13 protein-coding genes and 1 other annotated feature are annotated in these 16,528 nt (G+C 28.4%); of the genes, 2 read left to right on the top strand and 11 right to left on the bottom strand.

Annotated features, from left to right (window positions below):
• Positions 1 to 40: 40 nt before the first annotated feature.
• From selA to KGF52_RS09300, 3 genes are all read right to left on the bottom strand, one after another.
• Positions 41 to 1,420, bottom strand: a complete 1,380-nt coding sequence (gene selA / locus KGF52_RS09310) for an L-seryl-tRNA(Sec) selenium transferase (RefSeq protein WP_227839986.1) — start codon at positions 1,418 to 1,420, stop codon at positions 41 to 43.
• Positions 1,421 to 1,474: 54 nt separating this feature from the next.
• Positions 1,475 to 2,521 carry a selenide, water dikinase SelD gene (gene selD, locus KGF52_RS09305; RefSeq protein WP_227839960.1) on the bottom strand — a complete coding sequence of 349 codons (1,047 nt, stop codon included), beginning with the start codon at positions 2,519 to 2,521 and terminating at the stop codon, positions 1,475 to 1,477.
• A gap of 92 nt (positions 2,522 to 2,613) precedes the next feature.
• Positions 2,614 to 3,318, bottom strand: a complete 705-nt coding sequence (locus KGF52_RS09300; RefSeq protein WP_227828174.1) for a DUF655 domain-containing protein — start codon at positions 3,316 to 3,318, stop codon at positions 2,614 to 2,616.
• 79 nt (positions 3,319 to 3,397) lie between these two features.
• Between KGF52_RS09300 and KGF52_RS09295 the strand changes: the two genes are divergently transcribed.
• A complete protein-coding gene (locus KGF52_RS09295) occupies positions 3,398 to 4,687 on the top strand; it encodes a D-alanyl-D-alanine carboxypeptidase family protein (protein WP_227839958.1) in 1,290 nt (429 codons plus the stop codon).
• Between the two features lie 306 nt (positions 4,688 to 4,993).
• On the opposite strand, the gene panC is transcribed toward KGF52_RS09295, so the two are convergent.
• The 6 genes from panC to KGF52_RS09265 all read right to left on the bottom strand — a co-directional run bounded on the left by panC (position 4,994) and on the right by KGF52_RS09265 (position 11,167).
• A complete protein-coding gene (gene panC / locus KGF52_RS09290) occupies positions 4,994 to 5,842 on the bottom strand; it encodes a pantoate--beta-alanine ligase (RefSeq protein WP_227828172.1) in 849 nt (282 codons plus the stop codon).
• A gap of 18 nt (positions 5,843 to 5,860) precedes the next feature.
• A complete protein-coding gene (panB, locus tag KGF52_RS09285) occupies positions 5,861 to 6,688 on the bottom strand; it encodes a 3-methyl-2-oxobutanoate hydroxymethyltransferase (RefSeq protein WP_227828171.1) in 828 nt (275 codons plus the stop codon).
• Positions 6,663 to 7,601, bottom strand: a complete 939-nt coding sequence (locus KGF52_RS09280; protein ID WP_227850128.1) for a DUF2520 domain-containing protein — start codon at positions 7,599 to 7,601, stop codon at positions 6,663 to 6,665. Before KGF52_RS09280 ends, panB begins: the two co-directional genes overlap by 26 nt.
• Before the next feature lie 429 nt (positions 7,602 to 8,030).
• Positions 8,031 to 8,369, bottom strand: a complete 339-nt coding sequence (locus KGF52_RS09275) for a DUF2325 domain-containing protein (RefSeq protein WP_021385441.1) — start codon at positions 8,367 to 8,369, stop codon at positions 8,031 to 8,033.
• A gap of 283 nt (positions 8,370 to 8,652) precedes the next feature.
• Positions 8,653 to 9,969, bottom strand: a complete 1,317-nt coding sequence (gene argH, locus KGF52_RS09270) for an argininosuccinate lyase (RefSeq protein WP_227839955.1) — start codon at positions 9,967 to 9,969, stop codon at positions 8,653 to 8,655.
• Positions 9,970 to 10,056: 87 nt separating this feature from the next.
• Positions 10,057 to 10,267, bottom strand: a binding site (T-box leader).
• Positions 10,268 to 10,345: 78 nt separating this feature from the next.
• Positions 10,346 to 11,167, bottom strand: coding sequence for a Cof-type HAD-IIB family hydrolase (locus KGF52_RS09265; protein ID WP_227828169.1), 822 nt, complete (start codon positions 11,165 to 11,167; stop codon positions 10,346 to 10,348).
• Between the two features lie 359 nt (positions 11,168 to 11,526).
• Between KGF52_RS09265 and KGF52_RS09260 the strand changes: the two genes are divergently transcribed.
• On the top strand, positions 11,527 to 12,630 hold the full coding sequence (locus KGF52_RS09260; protein ID WP_227839953.1) for a pyridoxal phosphate-dependent aminotransferase: 1,104 nt from the start codon (positions 11,527 to 11,529) through the stop codon (positions 12,628 to 12,630).
• 65 nt (positions 12,631 to 12,695) lie between these two features.
• Here KGF52_RS09260 and KGF52_RS09255 read toward each other — a convergent pair whose 3' ends face one another.
• On the bottom strand, positions 12,696 to 15,335 hold the full coding sequence (locus KGF52_RS09255; protein WP_227839951.1) for a cation-translocating P-type ATPase: 2,640 nt from the start codon (positions 15,333 to 15,335) through the stop codon (positions 12,696 to 12,698).
• 325 nt (positions 15,336 to 15,660) lie between these two features.
• Positions 15,661 to 16,308, bottom strand: coding sequence for a M15 family metallopeptidase (locus tag KGF52_RS09250; RefSeq protein WP_227839949.1), 648 nt, complete (start codon positions 16,306 to 16,308; stop codon positions 15,661 to 15,663).
• Positions 16,309 to 16,528 lie beyond the last annotated feature (220 nt).

Raw genomic sequence — 16,528 nt, 5'->3', positions numbered from 1 at the left:
TTTTCAATTAAAATTAACAGTATTACTATCTCAAATTTAGTTAATTAAAGGCTTTTCTTAATTCCTCAACTACTACATCAAATTCATCATCAAATATAGTTCTTACATCTAAAACATATTTATTATCATATACTCTAGCTATTATATGAGCTTCACTGAGTCTTAATTTTTTTTCTAAATACGAAACATTCATATGCTCAGGAGTTATTGTTATTACCTTTGTGGCTATCGTTTCAAGAGGCATAGACCCTCCTCCCACCTGAGAAAATCCATCTTCTATGTTTATTTTAGCATTTAGATTCAAGGTAGTTATTTTTTCAAATAATTTGTTTGCCTTTGCTTCTAATTCTTCAATGGTATATGTCAACATTTTTAAAGTAGGTATGTTTTCCACAGCTTTTGTTTCATCTAGGTACATTCTTAAAGTTGCTTCAAGGGCACATATTGTAAGCTTATCGACCCTAAGAGCTCTAGTAAGTTGATTTTTCTTCATTTTTTCTATATACTCTTTTTTCCCAACTATAATACCTGCTTGTGGTCCACCAAGCATTTTATCTCCACTAAAAGTAACTACATCCGCACCTTGTCTTATAGAATCTAATACAGTTGGTTCATAAGATAATCCATATTTTGATAAATCTATAAATACTCCACTTCCTAAGTCTTCTATTACAGGTAACTTATATTTTTTACCCAAATTAACTAGCTCTTCTATAGATACACTCTCTGTAAATCCCATAATTCTATAGTTACTTGTATGAACTTTCATCAATACATTAGTTTCTTCTGTAATAGCTTCTTTATAATCTTTTAAGTGTGTCTTATTAGTTGAACCTATTTCCACTAATTCTGCACCACTAAGAGCCATTATACTTGGAATTCGGAAAGAACCTCCTACTTCTACTAGCTCTCCACGTGATACAATTGCTTCTCCTCCTTTGGCCATTGTACTAAGTACAAGAAGCACTGCTGCTGCATTATTATTAACAACTAGTACATCTTCTGCACCAGTAAGTCTTTTTATTGTATTAGTTAAATGAGAATATCTTGAGCCTCTTTCTCCATTATCCAAATCATATTCTAAGTTTGAATATCTTGAAGCAGCACACCATAATTCATCTTTTATATCTTCACTAAGTAAAGACCTCCCCAAGTTTGTATGAATAACTGTACCAGTTGCATTTATAACTTTTTTTAATGATAATGAGTAATTTAATTTAACTCTCTCTATTGAAGATTCTATTATTTCATCAAATTCTATTGTTACAGAATTAGATGCATCTTCTTTTAATCTTAATATAAATTGTCTCTTAAAATCTATCACTTCTCTTACAGATTCTAAAACTAAACTTCTAGGATATTCCTCTATTATTTCTACTATTCTATTATCACTTAATACTTCATCAACTGAAGGTAACATTGCAAATAATTCTCTTTTGCTCAAAATAATCACTCTTTCTCTATATATAATATTTTATAAAACTGTAATATATTTTTCCCCTTTTGTCACTACAGAACCTATGATTTTTGCTTCTATTGCTCCATTTAACTTCATATCTCTTACAAGCTCTTCTGCTAGTTCTTCTTTTACAGAAATCAATAACCCTCCAGAAGTTTGTGGGTCATATAGAATATCTTGAACTGCAACTTTTACATCTCCTACAACTTCTACATCCTTTGATACATAATGCATGTTTTTATACATTCCAGCAGGTATGATTCCCATTTCTGCCATTTCTATAGCACCCTCGATAATTGGAACATGCTTTGAATCAATTTCAAGACTTACCTCAGAAGCTTTAGCCATTTCTAAGGCATGCCCAAGTAAACCAAATCCAGTGATATCTGTAACTGAATTTACATCAATTCTATCAAAACTCATTGCTGCATATTTATTTAAATGTATCATTATTTCTACTACTTTATCACATATATGTTGTTCTACCATACCTTCTTTCATGGCTGTATTTAATACACCCACACCGATTGGCTTTGTTATAACTAACTTGTCACCAGGCTTTGCAGTGGCATTTGATAAAACTTTATTTGGATTTACAATTCCAGAAACTGAAAGACCATATTTAGGTTCTTGGTCATCTACAGTATGACCTCCAACTAATAGGGCACCACTTTCTTTTACCTTATCAAATCCACCTTTTAATATTTCTGCAAGTACATCCATATCATGACATGATGGAAAACAAACAATATTCATTGCAACTAAAGGCTTTCCTCCCATAGCATATACATCTGATAGTGAATTTGATGCAGCAATTTGACCAAACACAAACGGGTCATCTACCATTGGTGTAAAGAAATCCAGTGTTTGAATAAGTGCCATATCATCATTTAATTTATACACAGCAGCATCATCTGCTGTATCTAATCCTACTAATAAATTTTCTATATTATCATTTTTAGGCAGTTGAGATAAAACTGATGCCAGAACCTCTGGCCCTATTTTAGCTGCTCATCCACCTGCTGTTGTCATCTCTGTAAGTTTTTTTTGTTCCTTCTTCATAAAAGTACCTCCTTTACTAAATTTCCACATATACACACATATACATACATATTTATAATACCATATCTATAAGTGAGTTTTGTATTATATTTTTAGTCTGTACAAATTAAATCTTTTAGATTTTCGTATTTTTTATCTCCTATACCATTCACATTTTTTATATCTTCAATTGAAGCAAACTGTCCATTTTCTTCTCTATGTTGTAAAATTTTATTAGCTGTAGCCTCTCCAATTCCAGGTAAAGCATCCAGTTCTTCTAATGTCGCTGTATTTATATTTATTTTTGATTTATCAGATAGATTTTTACTATTTTTACTTTCAGATTCATTTTTAGGTTCTTTTTTTAGACTTAATTTATTAGAATCACTACTACTTGTAACAGATATTGTTTCTCCTATTTTAGGTATTATGTAATGTTGTTCATCTTCTAACTTTAGTGATAAATTAATTCCATTTAAATCAGCTTCTTTTGTTGTTCCACCTAATAATTCTACAGCATCATAAAGTCTCTTATCTGATTCTATAGTTACAATCCCCGGTCTATTTACTGCTCCACTTATGTATATAGTTATTTTATTAATTTGAATATTTTTATCTATTTTCCCCTCATCTTTATTATGCTGATTACCTTCATTTTTAACTATTTTGTCTACCTTATCTGTTTTTTCATTATGTGAATTATTTTTACTTACAACATAAATATCTTCTTTAAAGATATCTAGCCGATTAATGATTATTGCTGATAATGTTAAAAAACATATGATGGAAAACAAAATAATTTTTACCTTTTTTTTCATATATTAATCACTCCTTTATTTTAATTATTGACAAAAATATGCTATACTAAAAGATGAATTTAAATTTTGGAGGCTCACAATGAAAAGAAATTTATCACTTTTATTAATCTGTTTCTTGATATTTGCTTCATTTTTAGGAAGTTCTGATATATCTTTTGCAGATGATGAACCAGCTATAGTTGCCAAACATGCCGTTTTAATGGACTATGAAACTGGAAAAATATTATATAATAAATCTGGAGATTCTAAGCTTTATCCAGCTTCAACAACTAAGGCATGGACAGCTTGTTTAGTTTTGAAAAAGGTTAAGGATTTAAATCAAGTAATAGAAATTAAAAACCTACCTCAGATAGAGGGTTCTAGTATGTACCTGAAAGAAGGAGAAGCTTTCACTGTAAGACAATTATTAAACGCTCTTTTAATTCATTCTTCTAATGATGCTGCATTTGTATTAGCTAGATATGTTGGTGGAGGAGATGTACAAAAATTTGTTGACCTTATGAATTCTGAGGCAAAAAATATTGGAGCTACTGGCACTCATTTTAACAATCCTCATGGATTACCAGACCCAAATCATTACACTACAGCTCATGATATGGCTCTTATGGCTAGAGAAGCTATGAATAATGATGTTTTTAGACAAATTGTAAAAACTAAGTCACTTAAGTTTGATGCTACAAAAGCATACCCTTATGAAAGATATTTTGTAAATACTAATAAATTTTTAACATCACATGATAAGATTACATATAAAGGTCAATCTATAGATATAAAATACGACATAGTTGATGGCATAAAAACAGGATATACTGATGCTGCTGGTAAATGTCTTTTATCTAGTGCAGTAAAAGATGGAAGAAGAGTCATTGCTGCTGTATTTAATTCAACTAATTACGATTTATATTTAGATTCACGCATCTTAATTGATTATGGATTTGATAATTTTAAATGTGCTACTATTGTTGATAAAGAAAAATATACTGATACTAAAAAAGTATTATTTACAAAACAGCATGAATTAATTTATGAACCAAAACATAGTTATAAGATAACTTTAGGACAAAATGAATCTCAAGGTGACTACAATACTAAAACTGAACTAGATAAAATTGATTTGCCTGTAAAAAAAGGTACTAAGGTTGGTATTTTAAATATATATAATAGTGGTAAACTAGAAAAGAGTATAGATTTAGTTGCTAAAAACAATCTTGATAGTAGTCTTCCATTTATAACTGAAAATAAAACTTTGATGATTTTTATTAAAATTATTATAGCTATTTTAGTACTCTTAGTTATATTTATAATAGCTTCAAATATTAAAAAGAATAATAAAAAAAAGTCTAGAGGAAAAAGAAATATGAGAAAATAACAATTATTAATGATAAAACTTAAGTGTATTTCTTATTATAAAAATAGACGATATATTTATTTGATTTTTAAAGTTTTTAAATTGAAAATATAAATTCTAAAATAAAAAAATTTAATTAGAAATAGATTAGGGGTTCTTAAGAACCTCTTTTCTTTTTTTATACAAAAAAGGAGATACCCAAATTTTTATTTTGAGACATCCCCATATAATTACAACTAATCATAATCTTAAACGAATCTGATTTTTAAATTTTCCTTTTTATAAAATATCATTTTTTAAATCATCTATACTGTATAAAATAACAGCCTATATATCAAATTGAAATGTAAAGTTATCAATTAATCTAGTTTTTCCTATGAAAACAGCACTTGCTACAAGTACAGAATTTTCTATATGTTCAACAGGTTGTAATGTCTCACTATCTACAATTTCAACATAATCTATTTTTGTTGAATCTTCAGAATTTATTTTAGATGTTATTAATTCTTTTATTTTTTTTACATCTAGATTTCCTTTTGCCAGTTCTTTTTTTGCTAAGCTTAAACTTTCATTTAAAACTAAAGCAGTTTTTCTTTCTTCTTTTGAAAGATATGTATTTCTTGAGCTTTTTGCTAAACCATCATTTTCACGAACTATAGGGCAACCTATTATTTTTGTGTCTATATTCAAATCTTTAACCATCCTTTTAATTACTGCTAGTTGTTGAGCATCTTTCTCTCCAAAATAAGCTTTATCAGGAGTTACTATATTCAGAAGTTTTGAAACAACTAGACAGACACCACCAAAATGAACAGGTCTTTTAGAACCACAAAGAAAATCTGTAAGTCCAGACACATTTATGGTAGTACAATGGCCTTTCAAATACATTTCTTCTGATGATGGATTAAAGACTACTGATGCACCACTATCTATACAGTATTTAAAATCTTTTTCTATATCTCTCGGATAGCTGTTAAAATCTTCGTTTGGTCCAAACTGAGTTGGATTTACAAATACACTTACTACTACCTTATCATTTTCTTTTACAGCTTTTTTGATAAGGCTTTGATGTCCTTCATGTAAAAATCCCATAGTAGGAACAAGGCCTATAGAATAGCCAGCTTTTTTCCAATCTTTAACTATATTCCTTAGTGATTTTATTTCTTTTATAAGCATTTTGTACCATCCTTAATCTTAGTATAATTTTTCTAATTCAGATTCATTTATTGAAAAGCTATGCTTTTCTTGTGGAAATGCACCAGTTTCAACTTCTAGTATGTAATTTTTAATTGAATCTTTCATTATATCTCCTATATTTGCGTATTGCTTTACAAATTTAGGTACAAAATCTCCAAACATCCCCAACATATCTTGATAAACTAAAATTTGACCATCACAATTAATTCCTGCTCCTATCCCTATTGTAGGAATTGAAATAGAATTAGTCACCATCTCAGCTATTTTAGCAGGAACTCCTTCAAGGACAATAGAAAAGGCTCCTGCTTTTTCTATTAATTTAGCATCTTCAATAAGTTGTTTTGCTGTTTCACTAGTATTTCCTTGAACCTTAAATCCACCAAATGAATTTACAGATTGAGGTGTTAGTCCTAAATGGCCCATTACAGGTATTTGAGCATTTACAATGTTTTTTATTTGTTCTATAACGTTTGAGCCACCCTCTAATTTTACAGCATGTGCCCCACCTTCTTTTACAAGTCTGCCAGCATTTTTAACAGCATCTTCTATAGAAACATGGTAAGATAGAAATGGCATATCACTTACGATTAAGGCATTTTTTGCACCATTTTTTACAGCTTTTGTGTGATATATAATTTCATCTATAGTAACAGATAGAGTGTTTTCTTCACCTTTTACTACCATTCCTAATGAATCTCCTATTAAAATACCATTTATGTTACATTCATCCATTATTTTTGCCATTGAGTAATCATAAGCTGTAAGCATAGACAGCTTCCTTCCTTCACTTTTAGCATTTTTAAAAGTCAGTATAGTATTTTTCATTGTTTTTTCCTCCTAAAATTTTGTAAATCTCTTTGTATTTTTCAGATTTACTTATTAAATTTTCGACTGCATTTTCTATAGAAATATTTTTTGTACATTTTAATGAATCTTCATTTTCCAAGGCAATTATTTTTAGTAGATTTAAGGAGAGTATTTTGTAAATATCTTCATCTTTTTTATCTAATGCTGATAAATGTTTTTTTATTGGTGTTATATCCCCACGAACAACAGGTCCAGTAAGGGATTTAGTAAATCCATTATCAAGTATGTTTTCTATATTTATTTTGACCAAAGGATTTATAGCTTTTAAAGCTTCTTCTTCAGATAAACCCAATTTAATAAAGTAACTTACTCCTACATCTAGTAAAGATAACACTAAATTTGAAACTAAAACATTAGCTACATGATAAGTGGATGAAGTATTTTTATCTCTTATAAAAAACTGATTTCCTAAGCTATTTATAAAATTTTGAATAAATAAATCATCTTTTTCATTATCACCTTCTATGGAAAAACAAATGTCTTTCATTTTTTTAATATCAGTATTTTTATTGGAAAATGCAAATATAGGATGGACAGAATAAATTAATGCACCTGCTTTTTTTGAACAGAACAATATACTAGATTTTAAAGAACCACTTGTGTGGCAAATGTATTTATGTTTTAAATTAAATTTGGAAAGTTTTTTGTCTATGATTTCAATAGAATCATCTGATGTTGTAATAAATAATATATCATTTTCATAAATAATGTCTTTCAAGTTACTATAAATCTTTGTTTTTGTTAAATCTGTTGATTCTAATAAAGATAATTGATTTCTTCCATAAAAGCCTGTTACACAATAATCTTTTGACAAAAAATAATTTGCTAAAGATGTACCAACTTTTCCAGAACCAATAAATCCTATTTTAATAGTATCACCTCCAACTTGTGATACAACATCTTAATTTCCAATCTCATTCATGAAGATATGAGTTATATAAGACAAAATAATTAAAAACATTTAAAGTATAGTTCTTATAACAAGATACCATCCATGAATATTCTACCATTTAAATAAAAAATTGACAATTAATTCTACAAAAATTAAGTAAATGTGTTTTTATTTATATTTTCTTATTTTACTAAAAATGTACTTAACTTAAAAATAATTAAAATAATATTTTTATCATATTCTTCCATAATCTCTTTAACATTTTAGTTTTGTTAAAAATTAAAAATGTGCTCCTTCCTTCTATATTGTGATATTTTAATTATCACAACTTTTTGGAAGAATACACACTTTATTTTACACACTCAATTTATATTGAGTATGTATTCTCAAACTTATTAAATTATATATTTATGTATTTTTCTGTTTTTGCTTATCATTAAGTTTACATTTTGAACAGTTTCCTAGACATTCATCAACCATATCTAGACATTCATTAAATGCTACTTTACTACTATTTTTATGTCTTACGATTAATATATCTTGTTTTTTAGCCTGAGACTCAACTGTTCTAGACATCTTATGTGAAACTGTTGATGTAAGTATAACAACGGCATCAGGTTTTCCTATAGAGTTATTTAATTTAGATGACATAGTAGTGTATACTTTTGTTTTATAACCTTTTTTCTTGGCCATAACCATATAATCTTTTTCCATTCTTTCATGGCCACCAATCACTAATAAGTTCATTAGACTGCCTCCCGCCTTATTTGATATTGATTTTCATTATTATTTATATTATATATAATAATATCTAGAAATAAATTTGTCAACACTTATTGATATTAATTATCATTTTAATAATAGAAGGTTTTATTTTTAGTAACTTTTCAGTGTTAATAAATTTAAATTTATTGACACTAAAAAGTTATTGATATTGCATTATAAATAATGTTTTATATAATAAAAAGCTGTGAAATTTGATGATATCACTCATCAAATTCACAGCTTTTAAAAACTTAATCTATTACTATTATTTTAAATTCTTTTTTATTCCTTTGTTTAATATACTTTCATAATCGATAAAGTCATAAATATCTTCCTTAAATACAGCTGAAAACTTATGTAATTCTTCTAGTGTTAAATCTTCTATTGCTTTTTTATTGTCTTCACAATATATCACAATACTTCCAACTATTCCATGTGCATCTCTAAAGGCAACATTATTTTTAACTAGATAGTCAGCAACTTCTGTGGCATTTAAAAAACCATTTTTAACTGCTTGTTTCATTTTATCTTCATTTACCTTTAATGTAGCTATCATTCTTTCCATTATTTGTATACACATTTCAAGAGTGTGTACACTATCAAAGAATCCTTCCTTATCTTCTTGCATATCTTTATTATAAGCTAGTGGTATACCTTTCATCACTGTAAAAAGACCAAATAAATTTCCATATACTCTACCAGTCTTACCTCTTATAAGTTCTGCACCATCAGGATTTTTCTTTTGAGGCATTATACTGCTTCCAGTAGTATATAAATCATCTATTTCAACAAACCCAAATTCTTGTGAACTCCAAAGTATCAATTCTTCACTAAGTCTACTTAAATGCATCATTATAATTGAAAAATCACTCATTAGTTCTAATAAATAGTCTCTATCACTTACACCATCCATAAAATTATCTACAACTTTTTTAAACCCTAATTGCTCACAAGTTATATTTCTATCTATATCATGTGTAGTTCCTGCCAAAGCTCCACAACCTAAAGGTGACTCGTCCAATATCTCTATAGCATTTTTTATTCTTTTTTCATCTCTATCAAACATACTATAATATGCCATCAGGTGATGTTTAAAAGTTACCACTTGTGCTCTTTGAAGATGAGTATATCCTGGCATCATTACTGAATTTTTATCAGCAACATCTTTTATAGTTTCTTTAAATCCAGATATTAACTCCACTAAATCGCTTGCCTTTTCTTTCGCATATAATCTCATATCAACTGCAACTTGGTCATTTCTACTACGTGCTGTATGAAGTTTCTTCCCAACATCACCTATTCTTTGAATTAAGTTTATCTCAGTAAAACTATGTATATCTTCATAATCTCCATCTAATGCCAATTTTCCATTTTCAATATCTTCAAGTATTCCATTTAGACCTTCTGTTATAGCTTTTCCCTCTTCATCTGTTAAAAGCCCACATTTTACTTGCATATAGACATGTGCTATACTTCCTTCAATATCTTTTTTGTACAGCGCACAGTCATACCCAAAAGATTTATTAAATTCTTCCATAAGTTGATTTTCAGCTTTTCTAAAGCGTCCACCCCATAATTTCATATTTTTCACCTCATATTTTAATTTTTTATATTTTAATTGTAATATTTTTACTTTAGCTAAAAATAAAAAATCTCTTGGTCAAAAAGACCAAGAGACGAAATATTCCGTGTTACCACTCTAGTTGATAAACAATGTTTACCCACTCTATTCTCTTAAGGCGAGATTACCTATTACCATACTGAATTTCAAGTAATATTCTCCAAAGCTCTCTTCAATATAAAGTATTATCATTAGGCTTACACCATCCCTAACTCGCTGAGACTTGCTTTATATCTACTCTCTTCTTCACTGAATCTAAATTTTTATATTTTACCTATTTGTATTATAATTACTATCTATAAAATAGTCAACCTATTTTTTCCTTTAAATGCCCTTTTTAAGAACTAAGTGACTCTTCTAACTCAAAAAACTTATAAATTGCTTTTGCAACTCCACTCTCTTGGTTGCTGTCTGTCACATAATCGGCCTCTTGTTTAATCAATTCTTCTGCATTTCCCATAGCTACACCAAGACCAGCAAATTTTATCATTTCTATATCATTGTAATTATCTCCAAATGCAATTATATCTTCTCTATCTATGTTCATTTTTTCAGCTAAAATTTTAACCGCATTGCCTTTATCAACACCAATATTCATAACTTCAATATTATTTGGCCAAGAAGAAGTTATTTTTATGCCTTGAACTTTTTTTAATTCTTTTCTTATTTCGTCTAAAATAGCTGGATTTTTTTCTTCTATTATTACAAACTTTAATATGTCATTTTTAGAAATCTCTTCTCTTAAATCATCTCTTACAATGACTTCTGTTTCAGAACCCAAAAACACACTTATTCTATCTTCACGTCCTTCTATTTTTTTTGAAAGCATAGAATCTATACTATTACATTGATAGTAAATATTGTATTTGTCTAGCACATCTAAAATATCTAGACATGTTTTTGTATCAATTTTATTTGAATATATTATATTTCCATTTTGTTCCCTTATCAATGAACCATTACAAGCTATTATTGGCATATCTTCTTTAAGAAAATCTACATTGCATTTAGCTGAATCGAAAGCTCTTCCTGTTGCTAAAGTTACATTAATACCACTTTTAATAACTTTTTGTAGTGCAGTTTTATTTTCATCAGTAACTTTATGGTTATTCCCCAATAAAGTTCCATCCATATCTGTTACAATCAATTTATATCCCATCATCCAACTCCATAACATTTTATTGTATACTTATATTTCCTTAATCTAATTTAAAGAATTACCCTTATTAAATTATATCATAACTTTACACTTAAACTATTCCAATTTATAAAATTAATAACATTCCTATACCTCCATATCAAAGCAAAATAAATCGTTTCTTGTAGTATTTTTCTGAATATTTTCAATTTATAGTCTTATAACGCTAGAAATTTTACAATATATGATATATAATCATATTAAATAAAGTGAGCTATTATAATATTTATATTCGTTTTTACTATTATGTATTTTCACAATATTTTAAATCTAGCAACTTTTTTAACATTTATTATTGACTAAATAAGGAGTGATAAACTATGAAATTAAAAATTAACAAAGCTATTGAAATGCAGTTGAAAAAAAGTTATGCCATAGAATCTGGTCATTGCGAAAATGTATTCGAGATAGATTGTGGCGAAGGTATAAACACAGTATCTTTCTCAAATAAAGCTGTGGAAGCTTTTAATGCTTTAGAATTTGATATGATAAGAGGATACCCGCATTCAATTAGTCTAAAAGACAATATAGTTGATTATTGGAAAGACTTTACAACACTAACTACTGATAGAATTTGTCTAGCTGATGGTTCTATACATGTTATTTATCTTTTAAATAGATTATTTATTGAAAAAGGAGATAAAGTTTTAGGATGTTCACCTCAATTTTCAGAATACGAAACAGACATAAAAATGCATGGTGCTACTTATGACTATGTTCTTTTAAAGAAAGAAAATAACTTCAAATTTAATGAAAAAGAATTTATTGAAAAAATAAATTCAGAATATAAAGTAATTTACATAGATAATCCAAATAATCCTACTGGACAAATTATACCTCTATCATCAATTGAAAATATAGTAAAAGAGGCAGAAAAATATGGTATAGCTGTTATGGTAGATGAGGCTTATGGTGAATATATGCCAAAAGAAAATTCAGCTGTAAAACTTTTAAATGATTATGACAATGTAATTGTTTTAAAAACATTCTCAAAAGGTTTTGGTTTAGCAGGACTAAGAGCAGGATATGCAGTCCTTCCTGAACAACTTGTTAATCCTATTAAAAAGATTTCTACTCCTTACGAAATATCTGAAATCTCTCGTAGTATTGCAGCTAATTTATTAGACGATGTTCAATTTATAGAAGAATTAAAAGAAAAAACAAAAGCTATAAAAAATCAACTATTGATTCCATGGAAAAACCTTAACATAGCTGAGACTAGTGATACTGTATCTATAATGACAGTTGAACATAAAAACAAAGATATAGATTTACAACAAGAATTTGCAAAATTAAAAATAAGAGTTATATCTGGTAGCGATTTTACTGGACTTGATAAAAACTTTATAAGATTTAGAATGCCTGAAGAAAAAGAACTTCCTGAAGTTATAAAAGCATTCCAAATAATCGATAACTTAGAATAAATCTAACTATATATAAGGGACATATTGATTTTATCAATATGTCCCTTTAGTTTTAGTATTTTTAATTATTTTACAGTATTTCTATTCATTAATTTATTAAGTTCCATCAATATTGATGAAAGTAATGCTAAACCTAAACAAATTCCTAATTCATATAAACCAAATACTGTTGGAATAGAGAATATTCCTCTCAAAACTGGCATTAATGTTAAAGAGTAAAGTCCAAAACATATTAAAACTGCTCCTATAACATATTTATTACTAAAAAAGCCTAGTTTTACTATTGTCTGATTATTAGAACGTGCAGGCAATGTTTGCATTATTCTCGCTAATATTAAAGTTGAAAATGCCATCGCTACACCAAGTTCTGGTGATACTTGTAGCCCTATATATTGTGCAATTATTGTAACTATACCAATTATACACCCTCTTATAGCCACTGCTTTTAATGTTCCTCCTGCCAATATACTTTCATCTGGATGTCTAGGAGGTTTATTCATTATATTTTTTTCTGATTTTTCAAACCCTAATGCTATTGCTGGTAAAGAGTCATTTACTAGGTTTATAAATAAAAGTTGTAAAGCTGTAAATGGATTTGACCATCCTGAAAATACTGCAAATAAGATAGCCACTATGGCACCCAAGTTTCCTGCAAATAAATAAGTTATTGCTTTTATTATATTGCTATATACTGTTCTACCAACTTCAACAGCATTTACTATACTTGCAAAGTTATCATCAACTAATACCATAGCAGAAGCATCTTTTGCTACATCAGTACCACTTCCCATACCTATACCTATATCTGCTTGTTTTAAAGCTGGTGCATCATTGACACCATCACCAGTCATAGCAGTTATGTTATTCTTATGTTGCCATGCTTTTACTATACGAATTTTGTTTTCTGGAGAAACTCTGGCATATACACTTATATCTTCTAATTTTTTATTTAATTCTTCTTCACTTAATGCATCTAACTCTTTCCCTGTAAGTGCTAAATCTCCATCTTCCATTATACCTATTTCTTTTGCAATTGCTGCTGCTGTTGTTTTGTGGTCTCCAGTTATCATAACGGTTTTTATACCAGCACTCTTCGCTTCTTTTACTGCATCCATTACTTCTTCTCTTGGTGGGTCTATCATTGCTATTATACCAACCAATATCATATCATGTTCATCATCAATTGAAGGTGTAAAACCTTCTTCTGGAACATCTTTTATTGCAAATGCTAATACTCTAAGGGCTCTATTTGAAAACTCTTCATTTTTCTTCTTGTATTCTTCTATTATCTCATCTGTTATGTCTACTTTTGAACCATTTTTTAAAGCATATTTACATCTACTAAATACAATATCTGGAGCACCTTTTGTAAACATTATATAATCTCCATATATACTATTTACTGTAGACATAAGCTTTCTATCTGAATCAAATGGTATTTCATTTATTCTAATATATTTACTTCTTAATTTATCATAATCTAAATCGTTTTTGCTTGAATAATTTATTAATGCAACTTCTGTTGGGTCACCAACTTCTTTTCCATCACTAGTTATATGAGAATCATTACATAATGTAGAAACCATAGTCAACAATTTAGCATGATAAGAATAATTTATATTTTCTTTATTAAGCTCATCATTGTTAGTTCCATACATATAACAGTCCACAACTGTCATTTTATTTTGTGTAAGAGTACCTGTTTTATCAGTACATATAACACTTGTTGAACCTAAAGTCTCGACAGCTGGTAATTTCCTTATTATAGCTTGTTTCTTTGCCATACTATTTGTTCCAACAGCCAGTACTATAGTAACTATTGATGATAAAGCTTCTGGTATTGCTGCTACTGCTACAGCTACAGAAAACATGAATGAATCGAGAATAATTTGTGTCATTTCTCCATTCCCAGCCATCATGTAATTTCTTGCTACCTGAATTATAAATATTAAGAGTGCAAGTACTACAATACCTACACCAAGCTTTTTACTGAAAGCTTCTATTTTTTGTTGTAATGGTGTCAACTTATTTTCGGCAGTTTCTAAAAGACCAGCTATTTTACCCATTTCAGTCTCCATACCTGTTCCAGTTACTACAAATGAACCTCTACCATAAACTACTACAGCACCACTAAATACCATGTTTTTTTGGTCACCTAGACTTACATCTTCGTTTATTTTTTCTGTATGTTTTAGAACTGGTTCTGATTCACCAGTTAACATCCCTTCTACAACCTTTAATGATTGTGCTTCTATAAGTCTTCCGTCTGCTGGTATGTAATCACCAGCTTCTAAAAATACGATATCTCCAACTACTAAATTTTTTGCTGGAATTGTCATTTTCTTATTGTCTCTTATTACCTTTGCATTTGGTGCAGATAAATTTTTTAAACTTTCTAATGAACTTTCTGCTTTTTTTGTTTGTACAACACCTAAAACAGAGTTGATAATAATAACTGCAAAAATTATTATGGACTCTACAGTTTCACCTAAAAATATTTGTACTAAAGCAGCTATCAATAGAATTATTACCAGTGGGTCTTTAAAACTTTCTAAGAAAAGCTTATACGTAGGAACCTTATCTGCTTCCTTTAATTCGTTAGTTCCATTTTTTTCTAATAGCTCTTCTGCTCTTTCTTTGCTCAAACCATTTAAGCTTGAGTCTAAATTTTTAATTATTTCTTGATAAGTACTTTTGTAAGACATTTGTTGCCCTCCTCTTTAATAAATTTATTTTATGTTTGGGGACTCTTATGTATACTTGAAATTTGAAATTTTTCAAATAAAAAATTCCTTGAATAAAAAAAGCCCCCAAAACAAACATACTTAATGCTTATTTTGAAGGTCTTGCTATCAAGGAATTCCTTGCTAATTAACCGAGTATTTCTACTGTCCTGACGATTAATTACCACTTTCGTGTAAGCTACTCCCCTTCGAGTAGTTATCTTTAATTGTATCTACATTATAACACTTTACACAATTAATAGTCTAGCTTATTTTTTATTTTAACCTAAATTTAACAAATTATGGCTTAATCTATATGCAAATATTCTTCTAGTGTTAGATTGTTCATTGCAAAGTTTTTACTGTGCTCAGTTCCAACATATCTATAGTGCCATGATTCATACATGTATCCTGTTATATTTTCTTTTCCCTCTGGATATCTAAGTATAAATCCATACTTATATGCATTTTCATACAGCCACTTAGCTTCTTTTGTATTATTAAATTTTTTATTTGCCCAACAAGATTGGTCGTCTCCTCCAATATCAAATGCAAGTCCAGTTTGATGTTCACTTTCTCCTGGCTTAGCTGAAAATCTGTTTGCTTCCTTCTCACCATATTTTTCTGCATATGAGTTAAATAATTTTTCTTGATATTTGTAACTTCTATATGTACTGAAGGCTTTTAGATTTAATCCTGCTTTTTGAGCATCTTTATTCATTTTATAAAAAGCATCTTTTGCTTCATTACTTTCTTGTGGAGAATAGTCTTCAGGTAAACTATACTTTTTGTTTGCTACTACAATATTATTTATTGATAGAACGTTCACACCTTTTCTATACTTACTTATTTCATATGCCATAATTTTATTTTCTCCACTAGAGATATTAATAAACATTTTTGCGAAAACTAGAAAAAATGCAAAAGCTATAATCAAACCTCTTTTCTTTTTCATATACTACACCCCCATAATTTAGATTTAATACCTAAAAAATTTAAAGACATTTTACTTCATAGTATAATCATATCATTAATTTATTGCAAATTCTTTAAACAATTCTTAAGAAACTCTTAAATTCTCCTTTATATTACTAAAACTAACAATATTTTTTCAATTTTTTTATATCACAGGTCCAGATATTGATTTTTTTTCCAAATGATGTATAATGTATTTA

The organism is Clostridioides sp. ZZV15-6597 (assembly GCF_020657815.1).
In the GTDB taxonomy this organism is placed as follows: domain Bacteria; phylum Bacillota; class Clostridia; order Peptostreptococcales; family Peptostreptococcaceae; genus Clostridioides.
This window is presented reverse-complemented; position numbering and strand designations above follow the sequence as displayed.

Excerpts from the sequence above, each read along its gene's own strand:
- panC (WP_227828172.1), bottom strand. The coding sequence starts at position 5,842 with ATGCTTATAAAAGAAATAAAATCACTAAGGAATATAGTTAAAGATTGG.
- KGF52_RS09295 (WP_227839958.1), top strand. The coding sequence starts at position 3,398 with ATGAAAAGAAATTTATCACTTTTATTAATCTGTTTCTTGATATTTGCT.
- KGF52_RS09260 (WP_227839953.1), top strand. The coding sequence starts at position 11,527 with ATGAAATTAAAAATTAACAAAGCTATTGAAATGCAGTTGAAAAAAAGT.
- KGF52_RS09255 (WP_227839951.1), bottom strand. The coding sequence starts at position 15,335 with ATGTCTTACAAAAGTACTTATCAAGAAATAATTAAAAATTTAGACTCA.
- KGF52_RS09275 (WP_021385441.1), bottom strand. The coding sequence starts at position 8,369 with ATGAACTTATTAGTGATTGGTGGCCATGAAAGAATGGAAAAAGATTAT.
- KGF52_RS09265 (WP_227828169.1), bottom strand. The coding sequence starts at position 11,167 with ATGGGATATAAATTGATTGTAACAGATATGGATGGAACTTTATTGGGG.
- argH (WP_227839955.1), bottom strand. The coding sequence starts at position 9,969 with ATGAAATTATGGGGTGGACGCTTTAGAAAAGCTGAAAATCAACTTATG.
- panB (WP_227828171.1), bottom strand. The coding sequence starts at position 6,688 with ATGAAAAATACTATACTGACTTTTAAAAATGCTAAAAGTGAAGGAAGG.
- KGF52_RS09300 (WP_227828174.1), bottom strand. The coding sequence starts at position 3,318 with ATGAAAAAAAAGGTAAAAATTATTTTGTTTTCCATCATATGTTTTTTA.
- KGF52_RS09250 (WP_227839949.1), bottom strand. The coding sequence starts at position 16,308 with ATGAAAAAGAAAAGAGGTTTGATTATAGCTTTTGCATTTTTTCTAGTT.
- selA (WP_227839986.1), bottom strand. The coding sequence starts at position 1,420 with ATGTTACCTTCAGTTGATGAAGTATTAAGTGATAATAGAATAGTAGAA.